22 protein-coding genes are annotated in these 20,687 nt (G+C 32.3%); 9 read left to right on the top strand and 13 right to left on the bottom strand.

What is annotated here, in order from left to right:
* Positions 1 to 53: 53 nt before the first annotated feature.
* The 9 genes from dnaB to AAYQ19_RS13200 all read left to right on the top strand — a co-directional run bounded on the left by dnaB (position 54) and on the right by AAYQ19_RS13200 (position 9,403).
* On the top strand, positions 54 to 1,598 hold the full coding sequence (gene dnaB / locus AAYQ19_RS13240) for a replicative DNA helicase (RefSeq protein ID WP_132987443.1): 1,545 nt from the start codon (positions 54 to 56) through the stop codon (positions 1,596 to 1,598).
* A gap of 134 nt (positions 1,599 to 1,732) precedes the next feature.
* A complete protein-coding gene (locus tag AAYQ19_RS13235; RefSeq protein WP_343536862.1) occupies positions 1,733 to 2,110 on the top strand; it encodes a hypothetical protein in 378 nt (125 codons plus the stop codon).
* Between the two features lie 653 nt (positions 2,111 to 2,763).
* The gene (locus AAYQ19_RS13230; protein ID WP_343536860.1) at positions 2,764 to 3,516 is read left to right on the top strand and encodes a hypothetical protein; all 753 of its coding nucleotides are present in this window, start codon (positions 2,764 to 2,766) and stop codon (positions 3,514 to 3,516) included.
* 125 nt (positions 3,517 to 3,641) lie between these two features.
* Positions 3,642 to 4,391, top strand: coding sequence for a hypothetical protein (locus AAYQ19_RS13225; RefSeq protein WP_343536858.1), 750 nt, complete (start codon positions 3,642 to 3,644; stop codon positions 4,389 to 4,391).
* 117 nt (positions 4,392 to 4,508) lie between these two features.
* Positions 4,509 to 5,258, top strand: coding sequence for a hypothetical protein (locus AAYQ19_RS13220; protein ID WP_343536856.1), 750 nt, complete (start codon positions 4,509 to 4,511; stop codon positions 5,256 to 5,258).
* A gap of 118 nt (positions 5,259 to 5,376) precedes the next feature.
* A complete protein-coding gene (locus AAYQ19_RS13215; protein ID WP_343536855.1) occupies positions 5,377 to 6,126 on the top strand; it encodes a hypothetical protein in 750 nt (249 codons plus the stop codon).
* Between the two features lie 107 nt (positions 6,127 to 6,233).
* On the top strand, positions 6,234 to 7,025 hold the full coding sequence (locus AAYQ19_RS13210) for a sensor histidine kinase (protein ID WP_343536854.1): 792 nt from the start codon (positions 6,234 to 6,236) through the stop codon (positions 7,023 to 7,025).
* A 114-nt stretch (positions 7,026 to 7,139) separates the two neighbouring features.
* Positions 7,140 to 7,805 carry a response regulator gene (locus AAYQ19_RS13205; RefSeq protein WP_343536853.1) on the top strand — a complete coding sequence of 222 codons (666 nt, stop codon included), beginning with the start codon at positions 7,140 to 7,142 and terminating at the stop codon, positions 7,803 to 7,805.
* Positions 7,806 to 8,143: 338 nt separating this feature from the next.
* The gene (locus AAYQ19_RS13200) at positions 8,144 to 9,403 is read left to right on the top strand and encodes an asparagine synthetase B (RefSeq protein ID WP_343536852.1); all 1,260 of its coding nucleotides are present in this window, start codon (positions 8,144 to 8,146) and stop codon (positions 9,401 to 9,403) included.
* A 61-nt stretch (positions 9,404 to 9,464) separates the two neighbouring features.
* On the opposite strand, the gene AAYQ19_RS13195 is transcribed toward AAYQ19_RS13200, so the two are convergent.
* The 13 genes from AAYQ19_RS13195 to AAYQ19_RS13135 form a co-directional block, all read right to left on the bottom strand.
* Positions 9,465 to 10,268 carry an endonuclease/exonuclease/phosphatase family protein gene (locus AAYQ19_RS13195; RefSeq protein WP_343536850.1) on the bottom strand — a complete coding sequence of 268 codons (804 nt, stop codon included), beginning with the start codon at positions 10,266 to 10,268 and terminating at the stop codon, positions 9,465 to 9,467.
* A 52-nt stretch (positions 10,269 to 10,320) separates the two neighbouring features.
* On the bottom strand, positions 10,321 to 10,551 hold the full coding sequence (locus AAYQ19_RS13190) for a hypothetical protein (RefSeq protein ID WP_343536848.1): 231 nt from the start codon (positions 10,549 to 10,551) through the stop codon (positions 10,321 to 10,323).
* Between the two features lie 83 nt (positions 10,552 to 10,634).
* Positions 10,635 to 11,303, bottom strand: a complete 669-nt coding sequence (locus tag AAYQ19_RS13185; protein WP_343536846.1) for a DNA-binding transcriptional response regulator — start codon at positions 11,301 to 11,303, stop codon at positions 10,635 to 10,637.
* 11 nt (positions 11,304 to 11,314) lie between these two features.
* Positions 11,315 to 13,099 (bottom strand): tetratricopeptide repeat-containing sensor histidine kinase, encoded by a 1,785-nt coding sequence (locus tag AAYQ19_RS13180; protein WP_343536844.1) that lies wholly within the window; start codon positions 13,097 to 13,099, stop codon positions 11,315 to 11,317.
* Positions 13,099 to 14,577: a tetratricopeptide repeat-containing sensor histidine kinase gene (locus AAYQ19_RS13175; protein WP_343536842.1), complete on the bottom strand. Its 1,479-nt coding sequence runs from the start codon at positions 14,575 to 14,577 to the stop codon at positions 13,099 to 13,101. Before AAYQ19_RS13175 ends, AAYQ19_RS13180 begins: the two co-directional genes overlap by 1 nt.
* A 411-nt stretch (positions 14,578 to 14,988) precedes the next feature.
* Positions 14,989 to 15,423: a carboxymuconolactone decarboxylase family protein gene (locus AAYQ19_RS13170; RefSeq protein ID WP_343536840.1), complete on the bottom strand. Its 435-nt coding sequence runs from the start codon at positions 15,421 to 15,423 to the stop codon at positions 14,989 to 14,991.
* A 79-nt stretch (positions 15,424 to 15,502) separates the two neighbouring features.
* Entirely contained in the window at positions 15,503 to 16,075 is a 573-nt protein-coding gene (locus AAYQ19_RS13165; protein WP_343536839.1) for a Crp/Fnr family transcriptional regulator, read from the bottom strand.
* Positions 16,076 to 16,219: 144 nt separating this feature from the next.
* Positions 16,220 to 16,894 (bottom strand): hypothetical protein, encoded by a 675-nt coding sequence (locus tag AAYQ19_RS13160; protein ID WP_343536838.1) that lies wholly within the window; start codon positions 16,892 to 16,894, stop codon positions 16,220 to 16,222.
* A gap of 153 nt (positions 16,895 to 17,047) precedes the next feature.
* A complete protein-coding gene (gene rplT, locus AAYQ19_RS13155; protein WP_008464948.1) occupies positions 17,048 to 17,392 on the bottom strand; it encodes a 50S ribosomal protein L20 in 345 nt (114 codons plus the stop codon).
* Between the two features lie 154 nt (positions 17,393 to 17,546).
* Positions 17,547 to 17,744, bottom strand: a complete 198-nt coding sequence (gene rpmI / locus AAYQ19_RS13150) for a 50S ribosomal protein L35 (RefSeq protein WP_026727505.1) — start codon at positions 17,742 to 17,744, stop codon at positions 17,547 to 17,549.
* A 116-nt stretch (positions 17,745 to 17,860) separates the two neighbouring features.
* A complete protein-coding gene (infC, locus tag AAYQ19_RS13145) occupies positions 17,861 to 18,409 on the bottom strand; it encodes a translation initiation factor IF-3 (RefSeq protein ID WP_091497511.1) in 549 nt (182 codons plus the stop codon).
* 22 nt (positions 18,410 to 18,431) lie between these two features.
* Positions 18,432 to 20,378, bottom strand: coding sequence for a threonine--tRNA ligase (gene thrS, locus AAYQ19_RS13140; protein WP_343536831.1), 1,947 nt, complete (start codon positions 20,376 to 20,378; stop codon positions 18,432 to 18,434).
* Between the two features lie 128 nt (positions 20,379 to 20,506).
* The coding region (locus AAYQ19_RS13135; protein WP_343536829.1) for a hypothetical protein at positions 20,507 to 20,687 on the bottom strand (181 nt) is incomplete at its 5' end.

The following is a 20,687-nucleotide window of genomic DNA, read 5'->3' as shown; positions in this document are numbered from 1 at the left end:
TACTAGTTATAACTCACTGACAATTTTTTTTTAAATTTTGTTACTTTCGCTATATGGAAAATTTCAAAAATGTAAACCCTGTAAAGGTAGATAAAACCACTATTATTAATCTCGAAAAAGGAAAACTCCCTCCGCAAGTTATTGATCTTGAAGAGGCTGTTCTTGGCGCAATGATGATTGATAAAAAAGGTGTAGATGATGTAATTGATATTTTGCAGCCTGATGCTTTCTATAAAGATGCGCACAAACATATTTTTGAAGCGATTTTGCAGCTTTTTACAGAAACACAGCCAATCGATTTATTGACTGTTTCGACACAATTAAAGAAAAATGGAAAGTTAGATGTTGCTGGAGGTGATTTTTATTTGATTCAGCTGACGCAGAAAATTGCGTCTTCTGCGCACATTGAGTTTCACTCGCGTATTATTCTTCAAAAATTCATTCAAAGAAGTTTGATCAGAATTTCTTCTGAAATTATCGAAGAATCGTATGATGAAACTACAGACGTTTTTGATTTGCTAGATAAAGCGGAATCAAAATTATACGAAGTAACTCAGGGAAATATCAAGCGTAGTTCTGAAACTGCGCAGAGTTTGGTTCTTCAAGCGAAAAAACGTATTGAAGAAATTGCAGGAAAAGAAGGTTTGAGTGGAATCGCAACTGGTTTCGAAAAACTGGATGAAGTAACTTCTGGATGGCAACCTTCGGATTTGATTATTATCGCGGCACGTCCGGGTATGGGTAAAACGGCGTTCGTACTTTCAATGGCGCGAAATGTTAGTATTCAGTTTGGGCATGCGGTGGCAGTTTTCTCTCTTGAGATGGCATCAGTTCAGTTGATTACGAGGCTTATTTCTTCGGAAACTGGATTGTCTTCTGAAAAATTGAGAACGGGAAAATTAGAAAAACACGAGTGGGAGCAATTAAGTACTAAAGTAAAAGATTTAGAAAAAGCGCCATTATTTATTGATGATACGCCTTCGCTTTCAATCTTCGATTTACGTGCAAAATGTCGTCGTTTGGCTTCGCAACACAATATCAAATTAATTATTATTGACTACTTGCAGTTAATGACTGCCGGAGGTAATGGTAAAGGAGGAGGAAACCGTGAGCAAGAGATCTCGACAATTTCCCGAAACTTAAAAGCATTGGCAAAAGAGCTTAACGTTCCGGTAATTGCACTTTCACAGTTATCGCGTGCAGTTGAGACCCGTGGATCAAGTAAACGTCCACTTCTTTCGGATCTTCGTGAATCTGGAGCGATCGAGCAGGATGCTGATATTGTATCGTTTATCTATCGTCCTGAATATTATAAAATTGAAGAATGGGATGATGATGAGGCATCTCCAACAACAGGACAAGCTGAGTTTATTATAGCCAAACACCGTAATGGTGGATTGGAAAATATTCGTCTGAAATTCTTAGGACATTTAGGTAAGTTTGATAACCTTGAAGAATTTACGGGAGGATTTGATGATTTGCCTTCAAAAATGAATCATGACGATAACCCGTTTATTACTAAAAATCTGCCGTCGGCCAATGAAGCTTTTGGAAGCAATCTGAATGATGATGATGACGACAGTGATGTACCATTCTAAAACAATTTAAAAACCTTTTTATAAGGTTTTTTTTATGCCTAAATGTTAAATTAGTAAATTAATTTCATTAGATTAGCCAATCGGTTGTGTAAACAATCGGATATTAACTTGTAACCAATAAACAAATTTATATTATGGCAAATCAAAAATTACCTGAAAGAGACACTGACATCACATTAGAGGTAGCTCAAACTTGGGTTGCAAAATGGAAAAAACAAACTGATGAGGAAACGGCAAAAAAACGTGTAAACTCGTTTTTGATTCCTAAAGTAAATCTAGAAAAAGTCTTGGCACAAGGAATTGATGCTGCAAGAGCTTATATCGGAATTAACGATCAAGGTTTACAAACATTGATGATCGTTGGAACAACTTATAATGAGAAAACGGGAATTTATGAAGATCAAATTCCTAACGACAAAGATGTAGAAGGTGGTGACGGTGCTGGTATTTATGATTTTTCTGAGCCAAGCCCTCCTGGAACTCCAGATCCAAATAGCCCAATGAACGAATAACATATGAATTCGTATCTTGTAAATACAGGGCATATACTTTTATTGATAAACTTTATTTTATATGGATTAGGCTTTTTTAGAAATAAATCGGCTTATAAAATTTTTACTGTCTATTTGTTTGTGTTGATATGCATTCAGCTTGGTGCTCGCATTATAAGACAAATGGGAGGTAACAATCTTTTTTTATCTCACATTTATTTCGTTGGACAGTTTATAATTTTAAGTTTTTTCTATTTGGATCTAGTCAAAGATCAATTTCAGAGAAAATTTATAAAAATTGGTTTTGCGCTTGTGTTGTTGACCTTAGCAATTCAATATGCACTTAAGCCAGAATTGTTTTTGAAATTTAATTTATATGAAATTTTTATTACTTCTTTTTTGTTGATTATCTACGCCGTATTTCATTTCTACAATATGTTGGATGAAAAAAAGGAGTTTTATTTTATCAACATGGGACTCTTATTGTACCTCTTTGCAAGTACAATTTTATTTCTAGTTGGCAATTTAACTACAAAATTAAGCAAGGATCTCAATATGATAACTTGGACATTGAATGCAGTTTTTGTTATCGTTTATCATGTATTCTTCTTTTACGAGTGGAAAATCAATTATTATAAAAAGAATACAATTAGTTCTAATTAATTATTTAAACAATGATTAAAAAAACAACTTTATTTGGGCTTGCAGGAGTCGCGCTTATTGTGTTTTCTTGTCAAAAAGATAATTCACAAGATAACGGTTCTGCAGTTTCGGCTACAGAACAAGAGAATTGGTTGACAGCAAAATTAGATAATAACTTTGCTAGTTCTCAAAAACAAGTTACCGCTTATTTGTTTTCAACGACTGAACTTTCAGCACTAGTAGAAACTCCTAATGTAGAAAATGTGCAATTTATTTTAGGATATAGTGACAATACGTTGCAAATAAAAGTAATTGGAGTTGATAAATCGGGGAAAGAACTTGCTAGTGTTGATTCTAAAATACTAAAAGATCCATCTTATGCTGATAAACTGGCAAAATTGCAAAATGGTGAAACCAGCAAGACAGACAAAGGTTCAGCTCTTTTAAACGAGCATTTGATACTGTCTCAAGAAGCTTTTGACGGTATTGTGGCATGGCAGGAAAAATTACAAACTGTAACAGATTTGGACAAAGTAACTTCTTATGAAGGAGCTCGTTTTCAGCATTACAGTTTAGAAGCTGCCGTCGTTGCAGAAATGCTTAAAGGTCAAAATACCGAAAATATCGGCTTATTTTTAGGTCTTAATGGCATCGGAAAGGTGACAGCATTTTTAGTAGAATTGGACAAAAACAATGCTATAAAGTCAAAAACATCTTTGACGGGCAAAACAATGGACAATCCTGAAGATGTTTATGATGGTATACGCCCATCACCTCCGTATTAAGAATCACTTTTGTTATTTAATTAATTAAGCCTTTATCAGAATATATATTCTGATAAAGGTTTCGATATTTTACGATAATTAATGTCGAAAATGATATTTGAAAATTCATTCCTAAATCCTTAATAATGAAAAAAGTAACTTTATTTGGGCTCGCAGGAGCCACATTAATGATGTTTTCCTGCCAAAAAGATAATTCACAAGATAATAGTTCTGCAGTTTCGGCTACAGAGCAAGAAAACTGGCTGACAGCAAAATTAGATGCTGACTTTGCTAGTTCACAAGAACAGGTTACGGCTTATTTATTTTCAACGACTGAACTTTCTAAATTGGTAGAAACTCCTAATGTAGAAAATGTACAATTTGTGTTAGGCTATAGTGACAAGATATTGCAAATAAAAGTAATTGGAGTTGATAAATCAGGTAAAGAACTTGCTAGTGTTGATTCTGAGATATTAAAAGATCCATCTTATGCTGATAAACTGGCAAAATTGCAAAATGGTGAAACCAGCAAATCAGATAAAGGTTCTGCTCTTTTGAATGAGCATTTAATGCTGTCTCAAGAAGCTTTTGAAGGTATTGTGGCATGGCAAGAAAAATTAAAGACGGTAACAGATTTGGATAAAGTAACGTCTTATGAAGGTGCGCGTTTTCAGCATTACAGTTTAGAAGCAGCCGTTGTTGCGGAAATGCTTAAAGGTCAAAATACCGAAAACATTGGATTGTTTCTAGGTCTTAATGGGATCGGAAAAGTAACTACGATTTTGGTAGAATTGGATAAAAATAATGCTATCAAGTCAAAGACATCTTTGACGGGCAAAACAATGGACAATCCTGAAGATGTTTACGATGGTACACGTCCGTCGCCTCCATTTTAATATTGACTAATTAATTAAGGCTTTTATCACGATATATTCTGATAAAGGTTTTCGATGTTTTACGATAATAAATTTCGAAAACAGCATTTCAAAAATTTACCCACTAAATCCTTAATAATGAAAAAAACAATTTTATTTGGGCTTGCAGGAGCCACACTACTAATGTTTTCCTGCCAAAAAGATAATTCACAAGACAATGGTTCTGCAGTTTCAGCAACAGAACAAGAGAATTGGTTGACAGCAAAATTAGATGCTGACTTTGCAAGTTCACAAGAACAAGTTACTGCTTATTTATTTTCAACAACTGAATTTTCTAAATTAGTTGAAACTCCTAATGTAGAAAATTTGCAGTTTGTGTTAGGTTATAGCGACAAGACATTGCAAATTAAAGTAATCGGTGTTGACAAATCAGGAAAAGAACTAGCAAGTATGGATTCTAAAATTCTAAAAGATCCTGCTTACAATGATAAATTGGTAAAGCTTAAAAATGGTGAAACGAGTAAAACTGATAAAGGATCAGCGCTTTTAAACGAACATTTGATGCTTTCTAAGGAAGCTTTTGATGGGATTGTAGCATGGCAGAATAAATTGAAAACAGTAACGGATTTAAATGAAGTAACTTCGTACGAAGGAGCGCGTTTTCAGCATTACAGCCTAGAAGCAGCTGTTGTGGCTGAAATGCTAAAAGGTGGCAATACAGCAAATATTGGATTATTTCTTGGACTTAATGCAAAAGGAAAAGTAACTACGATTCTGGTAGAATTGGATGAAAATAATGCTATCAAGTCAAAGACATCTTTAACAGGCAAAACAATGGACAATCCTGAAGATGTTTATGATGGTTCACGTCCTTCGCCACCATTTTAATATTGAATATTGTAATTAAGACTTTTATCACGATATATTCTGATAAAGGTTTTCGATGTTTTACGATAATAAATTTCGAAAACAGCATTTCAAAAATTTACCCACTAAATCCTTAATAATGAAAAAAACAATTTTATTTGGGCTTGCAGGAACCGTACTAATGATGTTTTCCTGCCAAAAAGATAATTCACAAGATAATGGTTCTGCAGTTTCAGCAACAGAACAAGAGAATTGGTTGACAGCAAAATTAGATGCTGGCTTTGCTAGTTCACAAGAACAAGTTACTGCTTATTTATTTTCAACAACTGAATTTTCTAAATTAGTTGAAACTCCTAATGTAGAAAATTTGCAGTTTGTGTTAGGTTATAGCGACAAGACATTGCAAATTAAAGTAATCGGTGTTGACAAATCAGGAAAAGAACTAGCAAGTATGGATTCTAAAATTCTAAAAGATCCTGCTTACAATGATAAATTGGTAAAGCTTGAAAATGGTGAAACGAGTAAAACTGATAAAGGATCAGCGCTTTTAAACGAACATTTGATGCTTTCTAAGGAAGCTTTTGATGGGATTGTAGCATGGCAGAATAAATTGAAAACAGTAACGGATTTAAATGAAGTAACTTCGTACGAAGGAGCGCGTTTTCAGCATTACAGCCTAGAAGCAGCTGTTGTGGCTGAAATGCTAAAAGGTGGCAATACAGCAAATATTGGATTATTTCTTGGACTTAATGCAAAAGGAAAAGTAACTACGATTCTGGTGGAATTGGATAAAAATAATGCTATCAAGTCAAAGACATCTTTAACAGGCAAAACAATGGACAATCCTGAAGATGTTTATGATGGTGCTCGTCCTTCGCCACCATATTAATGCTTGAATTTAAAAAAAAATATCAAGACTCTCTCATAATTACTTATTTTGAGAGAGTTTTAATTAAAACATTAGAAAGTAAATCAACACATAATTCTTAAAATAATATGACAGCAAAAGCAATCTCAGAATCCGAAATTGTTGCAACCGCAATATTTAGTTGTGTTTCTTTCTTTTTGATGGGTCTTGTTTTGATCTTGTTTTTTTACTTTTCGAGAAAAAAGATAACTCAGAAAGAATTAGAAAAAAGAGATTTGGAAATTCAGTATCAAAGAGAACAATTGCATGCAATTATTGTGACTCAAGAAGAAGAACGGAAACGAATTGCTCAGGATCTTCATGACGATATCAGTTCAAAATTGAATATTGTTTCTTTGAATACACATTTGCTGTCTGCTCCAAATTTGACCGAAGTTGAAACTAGGGAAATTACGGATAATATTATTAGCTTAACAACCAAAGCTTTGGAAAACTCCCGAAAAATTGCCCACAATTTATTGCCACCGGTTTTTGAAAAATTCGGACTTAGTGCTGGTGTTGAGGAGTTGTGCGCAGAATTTGAATCGAGCAAAGCGGTAAAAGTTTATTATAAAAATAATGTTGATTTTCATGAAAATGATATTGATCGTCATTTGCATGTTTTTAGAATTCTTCAGGAATTTATGAATAATTCACTCCGACACGGAAAAGCGAGTGAAATCAAAATTGAGTTTATTAATGATAACGGAATTTTCACTTGTAATTATGAGGATAACGGAATTGGTTTTGATAGTAAAGATGCAGAAAATCAAAAAGGGCTCGGCATGAAAAATATTGATAGCCGTATTTCCTTTCTAAACGGAACTATTCGAATTTCTTCAGAAATAAATAAAGGTTTCGCTGCAAATTTTACATTTTAAGTTAAATTATTGTATTAATTGTAGATTTAAAACGACATATTGGATTTCCGCAGTCAATGTTTGCTACATATTTTGTAAATTCGGCATACCAAACGACCAAAACAATAAATAAAAATGAATGCTGCTATTAAAATTGCTTTAGTTGACGACGAAGTTTTATTTCGAAAAGGAATTGCCTTTTTATTGCAGAGAGAAGAAAATATCGAAATTATTTTTGAAGCATCAAACGGCGAAGAACTTCTTGCTAGCTTAGAAGAAAACGAAATCAAACCGGATATTATTATCATGGATTTGAAAATGCCTGTCCTTAATGGTGTTGAAGCGACAAAAATTATTCGTAAATCTTACCCAGATATTAAAATAATAGCACTGACTAGCTATGACACCAAATCATTTATTGCTAATATGATTCAGGTTGGCGCCGTAGCTTATCTTATAAAAAATACTACTCCAAAAGATTTAATACTTACTATTAATGAAGTCGCAAAAAAAGGATTTTATTATAATGAGAGCGTCTTAAAAACAATTCAAGATACTATAGTTTCATCAAAAACTTCGAAAGTGAATCTTGAAACTAGTTTTCTTTCTCCTCGTGAAATCGAAATATTGCAACTTATTTGCCAGCAAAAAACAACTTCTGAAATTGCTGAACATCTTTTTTTGAGTCCGAGAACTGTTGAGGGGCACAGAAACAATTTGCTTCTTAAAACAGAATCAAGAAATATAGCGGGATTAGTTGTGTATGCGATTCAAAATGAAATCGCTGTTTTGACACTATAATTATTAGGCAGTCAAAAATTGTATCGATAGAACATAATACAAAATGATGGTAAGGACTAGAACACAAATACCAATTTTTTGAATGACATTTAATCCTTTTGGCTGGTTATTACTTTCGTTAAATTTCATAGTTTTGGTTTTCATTGATTTATTACTCAATGATTTGGGTTACCAAATGTAGTTAGAATTTGCTTTTACGAAATACGTGTTTTTACCTGTTTTTGAGTTAGGTGCAAAAACACTAAAAGCTTTTTTAACTTTTCTTTCAGTTATAAATCAGAGATAACGTTACTGTTTTTAATTGCTTCCTTCCTATCTTTACTAAAATAATTTTTTTAATGAAGAAGAGTCTACTTTTTATCTTGATCATATTGTTTTCGTTTTCGGCAAAGGCATCATTTATTTTATTGCCAATGGACGAAACAACGCAACAAAATCATCTTAAAGCCTATGGAATCACCTATTGGTGTTTAAGTAAAGACTATAAGGCAAGTTGGCTTCTTAATTATAGAGGAGGTTCTTTTTTATTGCCTGACGCCGAAGAAATTAGAAAGGAATGTAAGATAAGAGGGGTGAGTTTTGAAGTTTTGTCGGACAGCGAAGAAGCAGCAATTTTAAATGAAATTTCAAGTCCATCTCAAAATATGGAATCTGTGGTTTTAGAAAAAGCTCCAAAAATTGCCGTTTATACGCCAAAAGGCAAACAGCCATGGGATGATGCCGTTACTTTGGTGTTAACTTATGCCGAAATTCCGTTTACGCCAATATATGATGAAGAAGTTTTAAGCGATCAGTTGTTATTATACGATTGGCTTCATTTGCATCACGAAGATTTTACGGGACAATACGGTAAATTTTATGCTGCATACAAAAATACACCTTGGTATATTGATCAGAAAAAAGATGCGGAAGCTTTAGCCGCAAAATTAGGTTATGCTAAAGTTTCGCAGGAGAAAGGTGCAGTGGCAAAAAAAATTAGAGATTTTGTAATCGGTGGCGGATTTATGTTTGCGATGTGCTCTGCTACAGATAGTTTCGATATTGCTCTTGCGGCAGACGGAGTTGATATTTGCGAAGCCATGTTTGATGGTGATCCAAGTGAATCTAACTATCAGTCTAAATTGGATTTTGGAAATTCTTTCGCTTTCAAAAATTTTACATTGGAAAGAAGACCAGAAGTTTATGAGTTTTCAGATATTGATATGACCTTGAAACGCAAAGTTCCTATGGAAAAGGATTATTTTACTTTAATGGAATTTTCTGCAAAATGGGATCCTATTCCGAGTATGTTGTGCCAAAATCACACACAGTTGGTTAAGGGATTTATGGGGCAAACCACTTCATTTGATACTTCACTAGTAAAATCAAATGTTTTGATTATGGGAACTTGTGAATTAAATGGCGAATCGAGATACATTCATGGCGAAAAAGGAAAAGGAATGTTTACTTTTTTTGGTGGTCATGATCCTGAAGACTTTCAGCATCAAGTTGGAGATCCGCCGACAGTTTTAGATTTGCATCCAAATTCTCCTGGTTATCGATTAATCTTAAATAATGTTTTATTTCCTGCAGCAAGAAAGAAAAAACTTAAAACTTAAATAAGTCGAAAGTCTAAAGTCTAAAGTGCAAAGGCTTGTTTTGAATGATGCCGTAAATGATTTAGTTCAAGGAAAATTCAAACCAAATAGGCAAATGGTCTGATATTTTTCGGGCTTGAGGTAATGAATCGAATTTTGCATAAAAATGAATTACACCTGACTTTTTGTAATTCAATACAGTTGATTTGTAAAAAATATTATCAAACTCAGATGCCAGGCATACATTGTTTTTGCATTTTTGTTTTAAAGTTGTCTTTTGATTTTGCAAAATAGACGCGTAGCCCATTTTCTTTAAAGGAAAAAAAACGGTGTGGGACTGGGGACAGTTGAAGTCTCCGAGAAAAATTAGATTCAAATCAGGATAAAGAGTAGGAAGAAATTTAAAGTATTTAATTTCTGTCTCTGGATTTTTATTTTTGGTAATCGCGTGAAAGTTGCTTAAAGTAATTGTTTTTTTGCCTATTTCAAATGTGGCATAATAAGGTTCGCGATCAATTTCTAGATTATATTTTTGTTCCAGCCAAGGTTTTCCTCTTAATTTTGCTTTACTTGTTTTCCAAATAAAAGCATAACGTTCGGCTTTATAACTACTACTGCTTGTGGGTTCACTAATTACGTAATCCCATTTTGAGCCTTTTTCGTTTAATACGCTTGAAAGTTTGGCAATTGCCTGAGCTCCGCCATAACCAGCAACAACTTCCTGAATAGCAATAATATCATAATCAAGGACAGTCGAAGCGATAAAATTTATTTCGGAATCAGATTTTGATTTTCCAAAATTTTCTAGATTCCAAGACAGAATTTTAGTTTGTGAAAAAGAAAGGAACGTAAAAAAATAAAAAAGAATGCTTAAAGTAGTTTTCATTTGAAATTTAAAAATTCAAATATAAGCATTACAAATTTTGGCCTTTGTATTCTTAATTCTTTTTGTATCTATTTTTTAATGCAGTCGAAATGATGATAATTTGCAAAACAAGTAATGCAGGAATAAAAACCATTTTCCATTCAATTTCAAAGCCACCAGCTTTTTCAGATACAAATGCAAAACTTACCGATAAAAAAATACAAAGAAGCATTGTTTTCATAATAATTCTATTTTTAGTTGTATTAATTCTACGGATAAAATTAATGCGATATTTAGGTTTCATGGTTCAGTTAATAGGATAGCACACAAATTTATGAGTATAAAAGGGCAATTCATTACGGAAAACCGTAACGAAAATGTTAATTTTTAGACCAACCCAAAATCTTTTGCAATGGCAATTAAATGAACATTGTTGTTTGCTTTGAAATATATTTTTAATTTATTGATTCGTTTTTCAATGCTGCTCGTTCCGTTAGGAGTTATAGACATTGCTTTGAATTCATTTGAAATGTGTTCTAAAATGTAGCCTTTTGCTAAAAGCGATAAAATAGAAATATCGTATGATTCAATTTCAATTAATGATTTATCGCTGAAGCTAAACGATAAATCAGAGGATAAGATTTTTTCTTCATTTCGATAAACACCTTCAATAGCTTTTCTTAATTCTTCAATACTATTACGGCCTTTTGATACATAAGCATTTATGCCTAAATCATTAAAAAGTGATTTTATGCGAAATGATTTGTCTTCTATTGAAAATATAATCTTTTTTAAATTCGGCTGTACTTTGTTTACAGCTCCAATAAGATCTTCACCACTGTTTAGTTGGTTTTTTCGATAATCTGATTTGAATGATAAATCGCTAATCAGTAAATCATATGGTGCATTTTCTGCAAGCGCTTTTTTGACTTTTAATAAGCCGTCATCACAATATTTTACATGATCTATTATAGGAACTTTTAAGTCTTCAAGTACTTGAATTACGGCAATGCTAATACTGTCTAAATCTTCGGCAACTAAAACTTTTTTGAACATATAATTTGTTTTTAAATTGGGAAAGTGAAACTTAATTTAAAACCTTTGTCAGAATTTTTGTCAAAAGTAATAGTTCCTTTTATAGTTTTAATACGGTTTTCCACATTTTGGAGACCATTTTTTAGAATTAGTGCATTATTTTTTGTTCCGATGCCATTATCAATATATAAAACAGTCAAATTATGGTTAGAAACCTTCATAATTACACTTACTAAACTAGCTTCGCTGTGTTTTTTCATATTCAGAAATAATTCCTGCATTATCCTGTAAAGAATTATTTTTTTGTTTTTTTCAACTTGATTCCATCGAACAGTATCAAAACCTTGCAATAGAATGTTTACTTTTTGGGTTTTGTAGCCAGAAATCATTTCTTTTAATTCGGAAATGTAATTTTCATCAGTAGTGATAAAACTATTTTCTTTAGAAATATTCCTTGCCTTTGAATAAATGTTTTCGAGGTTATTCAATAACTGATCTTTATTTTGGTTTACTTCTAGATTTCCTTTTTGAATTAAAGCTATGGTATGGTACAAGTCATTTGCAAGTTCATCATCTAATTTTTTGGAAATTCTGTTTTCGCTGAGATAAATAGCATCATTTTTTTCTTTTTTCCCCTTTGAAGACATATAAAAAGAAAGAAATAGAACTAAGAAGATACTGAAAGTAATGATTACATATGAGATAATGCTTCTATTTTTCTGCCTTTCCAATTGGAGTTCATTTTCTGCTTTTTTGTTTTTCAAATACAAATTTTCATCCTTATCTTTTTTGGAATTGTAAATTACATCGGCAAATTGATTTTGTGCTTTTTTACGGCTAAGCATTAAGCTGTCAACCATCCTGCTATAAATCTTCCAGTGTTTTTTTGTGTTTTTAGGACTATCAGCTTCAATTAAATAAGCTAACATGTTGACTTGATTAGATACGGATTTCGCTCTTTTTGCACAATAATATGCTTTTTCAATATTACTCTTTTTTAGCTCGGGGTTATTGTATTTGTCATAGAATAAATAATAAGCATAATAACTAGCAATTAGTTCGTAATCATTTGTTTTATTCGTTAATTTGAAGCTTTCATTAAAACAATTTAATGTTAATTGTTTGTCTTTTTCTGCACGTAAATAACAAAGACCAAGCTGATAAAATACGCTTGAACGTACAACATCCGTATTTGAAGGGTCAACTTTGTCTATAATTTTATACTTGGCAAGAGGCTCTAATAAAGCTATTGCTTCATTATATTTTTTTTGTTGCATGTAAACAAATGCAATTTCAGATAATATTTGAGCTTTCCTAAAGGTTGAAACGGCTTTTTTTAATGCCTTTTTATGGTAATACAGTGCTTGTTCATAATCATAAATGTAATAATAATTATATGCCATAATTGTGTAAGCATTAATAGCATATTTAGGGTTTGATGATTTTTCTAAATAGGGAAATGTTTTTGTAAGCGTAGTTCCCACTGCGTTAAAATCGCCTGTTCTTTGCAAAGCTTCTGCGCGGTGATTTAGTGCAGAGAGGTATTCATCAACATAATTTTCTATAGGCCTGCATAATAATTGTGTCTTGTCTAGATAAAAAATAGCACTATCTATTTTTCCTTCTTTTAAAAAGTCTTTTCCTTTTTTTAAAGTTTTTGTGATTTTGGCTAAATGATCTTTATTAACGGGCTCACTTTTTAAGCTTTTTATTTCTGATAATGGTACAGAAAAAGACACCACTAAAATTGCAGTAAAGAGTACTAAGCAAATAATAATGTAATTTTTTTGAAAAAAACGAAATAGGTTCTTACTCATTATACGGGAAATTTAATATGAACTTTAAACCCTTTTCCAAAATCTGAATGAATTTCAATCTCTCCTTTAATGGCATTAATTCGATTTTCAATATTATGTAAGCCATTTTTTAGGACCATTTTATTTATGTCAATTCCTTTTCCGTTATCGGTATAATTGATTATTATATTATTTTCTTTTTCTTTAAAAGTTATCGCAACCAAACTGGCATCACTATGTTTTTTCATGTTTACAAGTAATTCTTGAATAGCTCTGTAAACCGATACTTTTTTTATTTTGTCCAGTTGATCCCATGAAATTTCATCTAAACCATTAATCAAAAGGTTTAAATTAGAAGTGTGAAATCCAGAGATCATTTCTTTAAGCGAAATTTTATAATCTGGATTGCCCACAATTGGATTGTTTTCCTTTGATACATCTCTTATTCGGGAGTAAATATCTTCCAATCTTTTTGATAAATGATTTTGGTTTTCCTCGGATGAAAGATTTCTGTTTTCAACAAATGCCATTGCATGATAAATATCGTTTGCAAGTTCGTCATGTAATTTTTTTGAAATTCTAGTCTCGCTTTGATAAGTAGCTTCAAGTTTTTGGCGATTTGCCCTAGCAGTTAAATAAAAATAAATAAATACAATTAGGCATGATGCTAATATGATCATGATATATGAAATGATATTTTTACTTTCTTGTTTTGCTAATTGAAGTTCATTTTTAATTTTTTGAGCCTTTAATTTTAAGTTTTCTTCCTGTTCGGTTTTAGAATCATATTTCATTTTTGCGAATTGATTTTTTGCTTTTTGTCTCACTTCATAAATGCTGTCAATCAATTCGGTGTAAATAATAGAGTTTTCTTTTGACTCTATAGCCGAGTCAGTGTTTTCTATAATGAATTTTAAGGCAAGTAGGCGTTTATCTATATTCTTGGACAATGTATAATTTTTATAGCTTAATTTTGCATACATCATCGATAAAGCCTTGTCATTTTTATAATATTCAGTAAGATGATAATATGTTTTTCCTAAGCCATCCTCATCTTTTGCTTTAGACTTAATTTGAATGCTTTTTTGAAAAAAGAACATTGCTTTTGGATCCTTAAGCTTGAAATAGCAATAACCAATATAATCGAGTATTTTTGAGTAGTAATCTGGTTTTTCCTGCACAATTTTTTCTTCACTAATTACAAGGAAAATTTGTAATGCTTTTTTGTAATTGTACTGTTTTATTGCGATGGTCGCTATATTGTTTTTTGCTTCAAGAACATTAATCTTTTCAGTTTTTAAAGTAAAGGCTTTCGAATAATAGTAAGTCGCACTTGGGTAATCATAAGTGTAATAATAGTTTCTTCCTAAGACACTATATATGTTCCAAATGTAATTTTGATCTTGTATTTTGTTTAAGTAAGGAAGGGTTTCATTTGCTGTAATAGTACTTCCAATAAAATCTTCATGGTCTTGTTGAATTTCGGCCATGTAGTACATGCAATAAACATATTTTTTGGGGTCTTGATTTGGGTCGCATTTTGTTCTTGCCTTGTTGTAAAGACAAAATGCGCTATCTAATTGTTTTTTCTTATATAAAGAATCTGCAGCATTTATTATCTGGTCAATTTTGACCTTGTTATTTGTAATATCCTCCGTAAAGCATTTTTTCTTCTGACAGGCAAAAAAGACTGTAAAAATTAAAATTATATATAGAGAAAATTGTATTATTTTTGAAATCATGCGCCAAAAATAAAAAAATATAGATTTTACAAAAGCGTATAAATACGGTATTTTGCAAAATAGCATTTTTTTTTAAGTTGTTGATTCTCATTTACAGATATATACAAAATAACCCTCTGAAGAGAGGGTTAAAATTTATAAATTTGTTGTAAAATTTATCCTTATAAATTATTCTGCGCGCATACCAGTTGCAATTCCAATTCTGTTCCAAGCATTGATCGTAATGATTGCCATAATGATTTCGGCTAGATATTTTTCGTCAAATAATTTTGCGGCCTTTTGATAGACTTCTTCAGAAACATGATTGCTTATTAGAGTTATTTCTTCAGTCAATGCAAATATTGCTTTTTCTTCCTCAGTATAAAAATCAGCTTCACGCCACGCATTTAATAAATAAATGTGTTGTTCTGTTACGCCTAGTTTTCGAGCATCGGTAGTATGCATTTTTATGCAATAGGCACAACCATTTATTTGCGATGCTCTAATTTTAATCAATTCTTTATGTACTGGAGATAATGATGTTGAAGCCATGTATTTTTCTAAGTTTAACATAGCTTGATAAGCTTCTGGGGCAACTTGTGGGATAACGATTCTTGAGTTCATTTTTATATGTTTTAAAAGTTCATTACAAAGGTCAGCAATGAATGTTTTTAAAAACTTGAACTACTTCAAGAAATTCAATTCACACTTTTCCAGCTCTGATTTTACTCATAAATTCTGCTGAAAAATCGAGATAGGAGGCAAGCATGTATTGTGGAACGCGCTGGGCAAATTCTGGGAAGTGATCGTTAAAATGATGATATCTCTCTTCTGCTGACATTGTAAATAAGAATTTAATTCGCATTTGCATCGCACCAAAAGTTTTTTGAGTAATGATTCTGAAATACCTTTCCAAGTTTGGGATTTCGATCAGTAGTGATTCTAGAACAGTTTTATCAAGGGCAATAACTTCTGAATTTTCTACTGCCTGTAAATAAAAACTTGACGGAATATGATTGTGGTAGCTTAAATAATCAGTAATCCACCAGTTTTCAATACCAAATTGTAATGTTTGTTCGGTTCCCTTAGGATTAATAATGTATTGTCTCATACAACCCTTAACAACAAAATACATGGTATTGCAGATTTGGCCTTCTTTTAAAACATGCTCTTTCTTTTTTATTTGCAAAGTACTGAAGCATGATTCTAAAATATCAATTTCCGAAGGTTCAAGATTGATAAACTTTTGAATATGATTTAGAATAGCGTTCTGCATTATTTTGCTTGTTATAAAGATTTTAAAGTTCTCTACTTTTTAATGGAAATTTTGATTGTAGAAGGTGATATCAAAGTTACAATTTACTTTTATACCGTCACTAACTGCAGCTTGCCAATCTGCATGTTTAACAAATTCACTAATTTAATTAATTAAGAAGTTATTAAACTCTTCATTCTTTGAGTTTTTAAATTTAATCTTTACGGTAATGTTAGATATTGTATTGTTTCTGTTGATTGTAAATTTAGTTTTGGCATAAAAATCGCTTTTTTCACTGCTTTGAATGAAATTTTTTGGGAACACAAAAGAAGAGAAAAAGTCTTTTTGAATTTCAATTTTTTGCTCTAAAAAGTCTCCGGCTTTTGGATATATCAAACAATAATCATCTACTCCAAATGGATATTCAAAAGGGATTTCTATTCTGCTCATTACGTACAAACTGTCTGCGGTTTTGGTGATGTTCTTAACAAAGTTTTGTCCATATTTTTCCTTTAGTAGTTCATTAGATGCTTTGCAGTAACAATTTGCTATTAAAGGATATTCAGTTTCATCATCTAAAATCCAAGATGGACCAAAATCAAGAGATTCTGAAAAGTTAATTCCTTTTTCTTTTAGCAGACCTATTAAATGAGAATAATGCCTATTATAATCGCTGTCAAGATATCCTTCCGAGATTAGTTCGTAGAGAACTTCTTGTTTTTTAAAGTCAATTTTCGCTTGTTTGATTTCAGAGAGGCAATTTACATCACGTTTATCAATTATACCAATAATTGTTTGTATTGAATTCTTGTTCAAATCCTTCTCTTGAGCTTTAGCCAAAAGTGTTAGTGTAAGAAATAAAATTGCAAAAAGATTCTTCATTGTCTTATTGTGTTGGAATCGAAAGATAATAAAAACAAAAAAAAACCATTCGAATAAACGAATGGTTTTATATAATAAGTAAGTAATCTTAAATTGAGTTTATAAAACGTTTTATTTTACTTTATTAAGAATAGCTTTGAAAGCTTCTGGGTGGTTCATAGCTAAATCTGCAAGAACTTTACGGTTCAATTCGATTCCGTTAGCTTTAACTTTCCCCATGAATTGAGAATAAGACATTCCTTCTAATCTAGCTCCAGCGTTGATACGTTGAATCCATAATGAACGGAAATTTCTTTTATTCTGTTTTCTATCACGGTAAGCGTAGCTCATTGCTTTCTCTACCGCGTTCTTAGCAACTGTCCAAACGTTTTTACGTCTACCAAAGAAACCTTTGGCTTGCTTCATTATTTTTTTTCTTCTTGCTCTTTTAGCAACTGAATTTACCGATCTTGGCATAATTTTAATGTTTTTTTGTAGCAGGCGTCCTGAATTGAATCAAAGGAACTTAAAGCCATACTCCAAGGTTATATAAATAATTTTTTAACCTAAAGAATTTTAGTCAAAATCACAAACGACTTTAGACTTTATAACTTTTGTCTTTCGACTAAAATTAGATAATTCTTAATTGTTGTTTAATGCTTTTCATATCTGTTTGGTGAACTAGCGCTGAGTGTGTCAAAGCTAATTTACGTTTTTTAGATTTTTTAGTCAAGATGTGACTTTTAAAAGCATGCTTTCTTTTAATCTTTCCAGAGCCAGTAACTTTAAAACGTTTCTTAGCGCTAGATTTTGTTTTCATTTTAGGCATTTTTCCTAGTGTTTTAATTTATTCTTACTTACTTATATCTTTGGTCTAAAAGTTTAAAAGTCAAAAGTCAAAAGTCAATTTATGACTTTCGACTTTAAGACTTTCGACTTTAAGACTTATTTCTTTTTCTTCGGAGCAATGAACATAATCATTCTCTTTCCTTCCAAAACAGGCATAGCTTCAACTTTACCGTGTTCTTCCAAATCCTGAGCAAGACGTAATAATAGAATCTGACCTTGATCTTTGTAAATGATAGAACGTCCTTTAAAGAATACGAAAGCTTTTAATTTTGCTCCTTCTTTTAAGAATTTCTCAGCGTTCTTTCTTTTAAATTCATAATCATGCTCGTCAGTTTGAGGACCAAATCGAATTTCTTTTACAACAACTTGAGAAGATTTAGCTTTTAAAGCTTTATCTCTTTTCTTTTGTTCGTAAACAAATTTCTTGTAGTCCATAATTTTACAAACCGGCGGTTCCGCGTTTGGCGAGATTTCAACTAAATCCAATTCAAATTGGTCAGCTAAACGTAACGCATCTGCGATTTTAAAAACGCCAGGCTCGATATTTTCACCTACAAGACGTACCTCTGGAACACGAATAAGATTGTTTATTCTGTGTGCATCTTTTTTTTCTACTCGAGGTTGAAAACCTCTGTTGCTTCTTATTGCTATGACTTTCTAATTTAAGTTAAACTGTAAATACTTTTAATGTCTTTTTTATTTCTTCGTCTACAATCGCAGCAAATTCTTCGATTGAAACTGTGATATTACCTTTTCCTTCTTGTCCATGACGACGAATCGAAATCGTACCGTTTTTCTCTTCTTCCTCGCCTACAATAAGCATAAATGGGATTTTTTGCATTTCTGCATCTCTAATTTTCTTACCGATAGTTTCGTTTCGGTTGTCAATTAGGGCGCGAATTTCGTGATTTTCTAGCAAATCTAAAACTTTTTTAGCATAATTTTCGTATTTCTCGCTCAAAGACAAGATAATAGCTTGCTCAGGCATAAGCCAAAGTGGGAAATTTCCTGCAGTATGCTCTAATAGAATTGCTATAAAACGTTCCATAGATCCAAAAGGAGCTCTGTGAATCATAACAGGGCGATGTAATTCATTATCAGCGCCTTTGTAAGTCAAATCAAAACGCTCAGGCAAGTTATAATCTACCTGAATTGTACCTAATTGCCATTGTCTTCCTAGGGCATCTTTTACCATGAAATCCAGTTTTGGACCATAGAATGCGGCTTCACCATATTCAACAACAGTGTTAAGGCCTTTGTCTTTTGCTGCGTTGATAATAGCGTTTTCTGCCTTTTCCCAGTTTTCATCAGTTCCAATATATTTTTCTCTGTCTTCCTGATCTCTCAATGAAATTTGAGCTGTAAAGTTTTCAAAACCTAAAGACCCAAATACGTATAATACAAGGTCAATTACTTTTTTGAACTCTTCATCCAATTGTTCTGGAGTACAGAAAATGTGCGCATCATCCTGAGTAAATCCTCTAACACGAGTTAAACCGTGTAATTCTCCAGATTGCTCATATCTATAAACAGTACCAAATTCAGCATAACGCTTAGGTAAATCTTTATATGACCAAGGTCTTACGTTGTAGATTTCACAGTGGTGTGGACAGTTCATTGGTTTCAATAAAAACTCTTCACCTTCTGCTGGAGTATGGATTGGCTGAAAACTATCTGCACCATATTTTGCATAGTGACCAGAAGTAACATATAATTCTTTCTGACCAATATGAGGAGAAACAACTTGCTCGTATCCCGCTTTCTTTTGAGCTCTTTTCAAAAATTGCTCTAAACGCTCTCTTAAAGCAGCTCCTTTTGGCAACCATAAAGGTAAGCCTTGACCCACTTTTTGAGAGAAAGCGAACAATTCAAGTTCTTTTCCTAATTTACGGTGATCACGGCGTTTTGCTTCTTCGAGAAGTTCAAGATATTCAGTCAGATCTTTTTGTTTAGGGAAAGAAGTTCCATAAACACGAGTCAACTGTTTGTTTTTCTCGTCACCTCTCCAATAAGCACCAGCGACGCTCATGATTTTTACAGCTTTGATGATTCCAGTATTCGGAATATGCCCACCGCGGCATAAATCAGTAAAAGTTGCGTGATCGCAGAAAGTAATAGTTCCGTCTTCAAGGTTCGAAATTAATTCAGTCTTGTAAACGTTGTCTTTGTACATTTCCAATGCTTCTGCTTTGCTTACCGGACGCATTTTGAAATCATATTTTCCTCTTGAAATTTCAAGAATACGATCCTCAATCTTTTTGAAATCAGCTTCAGAAATTTTCTGATCTTCAAAATCCACATCATAATAGAATCCATTAGCAATTGCAGGTCCAAGAGTTAGTTTAATTCCAGGATACAATTCCTCAAGGGCTTGAGCCATGACGTGCGAAGTCGAATGCCAGAACGCTTTTTTGCCTTCCGCATCATTCCAAGTATATAATATAAGATTACCGTCGGTCGTCAATGGAGTTTCGGTTTCAATAGTTGTACCATTAAAAGATGCTGAAATCACGTTTCTAGCAAAACCTTCGCTAATGTTTTTAGCGACCTCCATTGGAGTTACGCCTGAAGCGAACTCTCTAATTGACCCATCGGGTAAAGTAATCTTGATCATTGTTTATAATTTTGTGAATGCAAATATACATGATTACAAAAATACATACAATATATATGGAGAAGTTTACTCTATTATATAATAAGTATAGTTTTTGTTGTACTATAATATATGGTTGTTGTGTATTCTCAACCGGACAGTTTTTCAAAACCTGCCGGGTTTGTTTTTATATACATATAATATATGAGTACATCTTGCCCGTGCGAGCGGAGCCGAAGCCCTTCATTTTTGGGATTCGGGATTTCAGGATTGGATTTTGGCAATAATAAGGAGCTTATTCCCGCTATCCGCTCCAATCTTTTCATGGCG

The organism is Flavobacterium mesophilum, assembly GCF_039581405.1.
Lineage (GTDB): Bacteria > Bacteroidota > Bacteroidia > Flavobacteriales > Flavobacteriaceae > Flavobacterium.
Note: the sequence above shows the minus strand (reverse complement) of the source record. Positions and strands in the feature narration are given on the sequence as shown.

What these genes read in the sequence shown, in the direction of transcription:
- dnaB (WP_132987443.1), top strand. Translation starts at nt 54, where the DNA reads ATGGAAAATTTCAAAAATGTAAACCCTGTAAAGGTAGATAAAACCACT.
- AAYQ19_RS13235 (WP_343536862.1), top strand. Translation starts at nt 1,733, where the DNA reads ATGGCAAATCAAAAATTACCTGAAAGAGACACTGACATCACATTAGAG.
- AAYQ19_RS13230 (WP_343536860.1), top strand. Translation starts at nt 2,764, where the DNA reads ATGATTAAAAAAACAACTTTATTTGGGCTTGCAGGAGTCGCGCTTATT.
- AAYQ19_RS13225 (WP_343536858.1), top strand. Translation starts at nt 3,642, where the DNA reads ATGAAAAAAGTAACTTTATTTGGGCTCGCAGGAGCCACATTAATGATG.
- AAYQ19_RS13220 (WP_343536856.1), top strand. Translation starts at nt 4,509, where the DNA reads ATGAAAAAAACAATTTTATTTGGGCTTGCAGGAGCCACACTACTAATG.
- AAYQ19_RS13215 (WP_343536855.1), top strand. Translation starts at nt 5,377, where the DNA reads ATGAAAAAAACAATTTTATTTGGGCTTGCAGGAACCGTACTAATGATG.
- AAYQ19_RS13210 (WP_343536854.1), top strand. Translation starts at nt 6,234, where the DNA reads ATGACAGCAAAAGCAATCTCAGAATCCGAAATTGTTGCAACCGCAATA.
- AAYQ19_RS13205 (WP_343536853.1), top strand. Translation starts at nt 7,140, where the DNA reads ATGAATGCTGCTATTAAAATTGCTTTAGTTGACGACGAAGTTTTATTT.
- AAYQ19_RS13200 (WP_343536852.1), top strand. Translation starts at nt 8,144, where the DNA reads ATGAAGAAGAGTCTACTTTTTATCTTGATCATATTGTTTTCGTTTTCG.
- AAYQ19_RS13195 (WP_343536850.1), bottom strand. Translation starts at nt 10,268, where the DNA reads ATGAAAACTACTTTAAGCATTCTTTTTTATTTTTTTACGTTCCTTTCT.
- AAYQ19_RS13190 (WP_343536848.1), bottom strand. Translation starts at nt 10,551, where the DNA reads ATGAAACCTAAATATCGCATTAATTTTATCCGTAGAATTAATACAACT.
- AAYQ19_RS13185 (WP_343536846.1), bottom strand. Translation starts at nt 11,303, where the DNA reads ATGTTCAAAAAAGTTTTAGTTGCCGAAGATTTAGACAGTATTAGCATT.
- AAYQ19_RS13180 (WP_343536844.1), bottom strand. Translation starts at nt 13,099, where the DNA reads ATGAGTAAGAACCTATTTCGTTTTTTTCAAAAAAATTACATTATTATT.
- AAYQ19_RS13175 (WP_343536842.1), bottom strand. Translation starts at nt 14,577, where the DNA reads ATGTACTACATGGCCGAAATTCAACAAGACCATGAAGATTTTATTGGA.
- AAYQ19_RS13170 (WP_343536840.1), bottom strand. Translation starts at nt 15,423, where the DNA reads ATGAACTCAAGAATCGTTATCCCACAAGTTGCCCCAGAAGCTTATCAA.
- AAYQ19_RS13165 (WP_343536839.1), bottom strand. Translation starts at nt 16,075, where the DNA reads ATGCAGAACGCTATTCTAAATCATATTCAAAAGTTTATCAATCTTGAA.
- rplT (WP_008464948.1), bottom strand. Translation starts at nt 17,392, where the DNA reads ATGCCAAGATCGGTAAATTCAGTTGCTAAAAGAGCAAGAAGAAAAAAA.
- rpmI (WP_026727505.1), bottom strand. Translation starts at nt 17,744, where the DNA reads ATGCCTAAAATGAAAACAAAATCTAGCGCTAAGAAACGTTTTAAAGTT.
- thrS (WP_343536831.1), bottom strand. Translation starts at nt 20,378, where the DNA reads ATGATCAAGATTACTTTACCCGATGGGTCAATTAGAGAGTTCGCTTCA.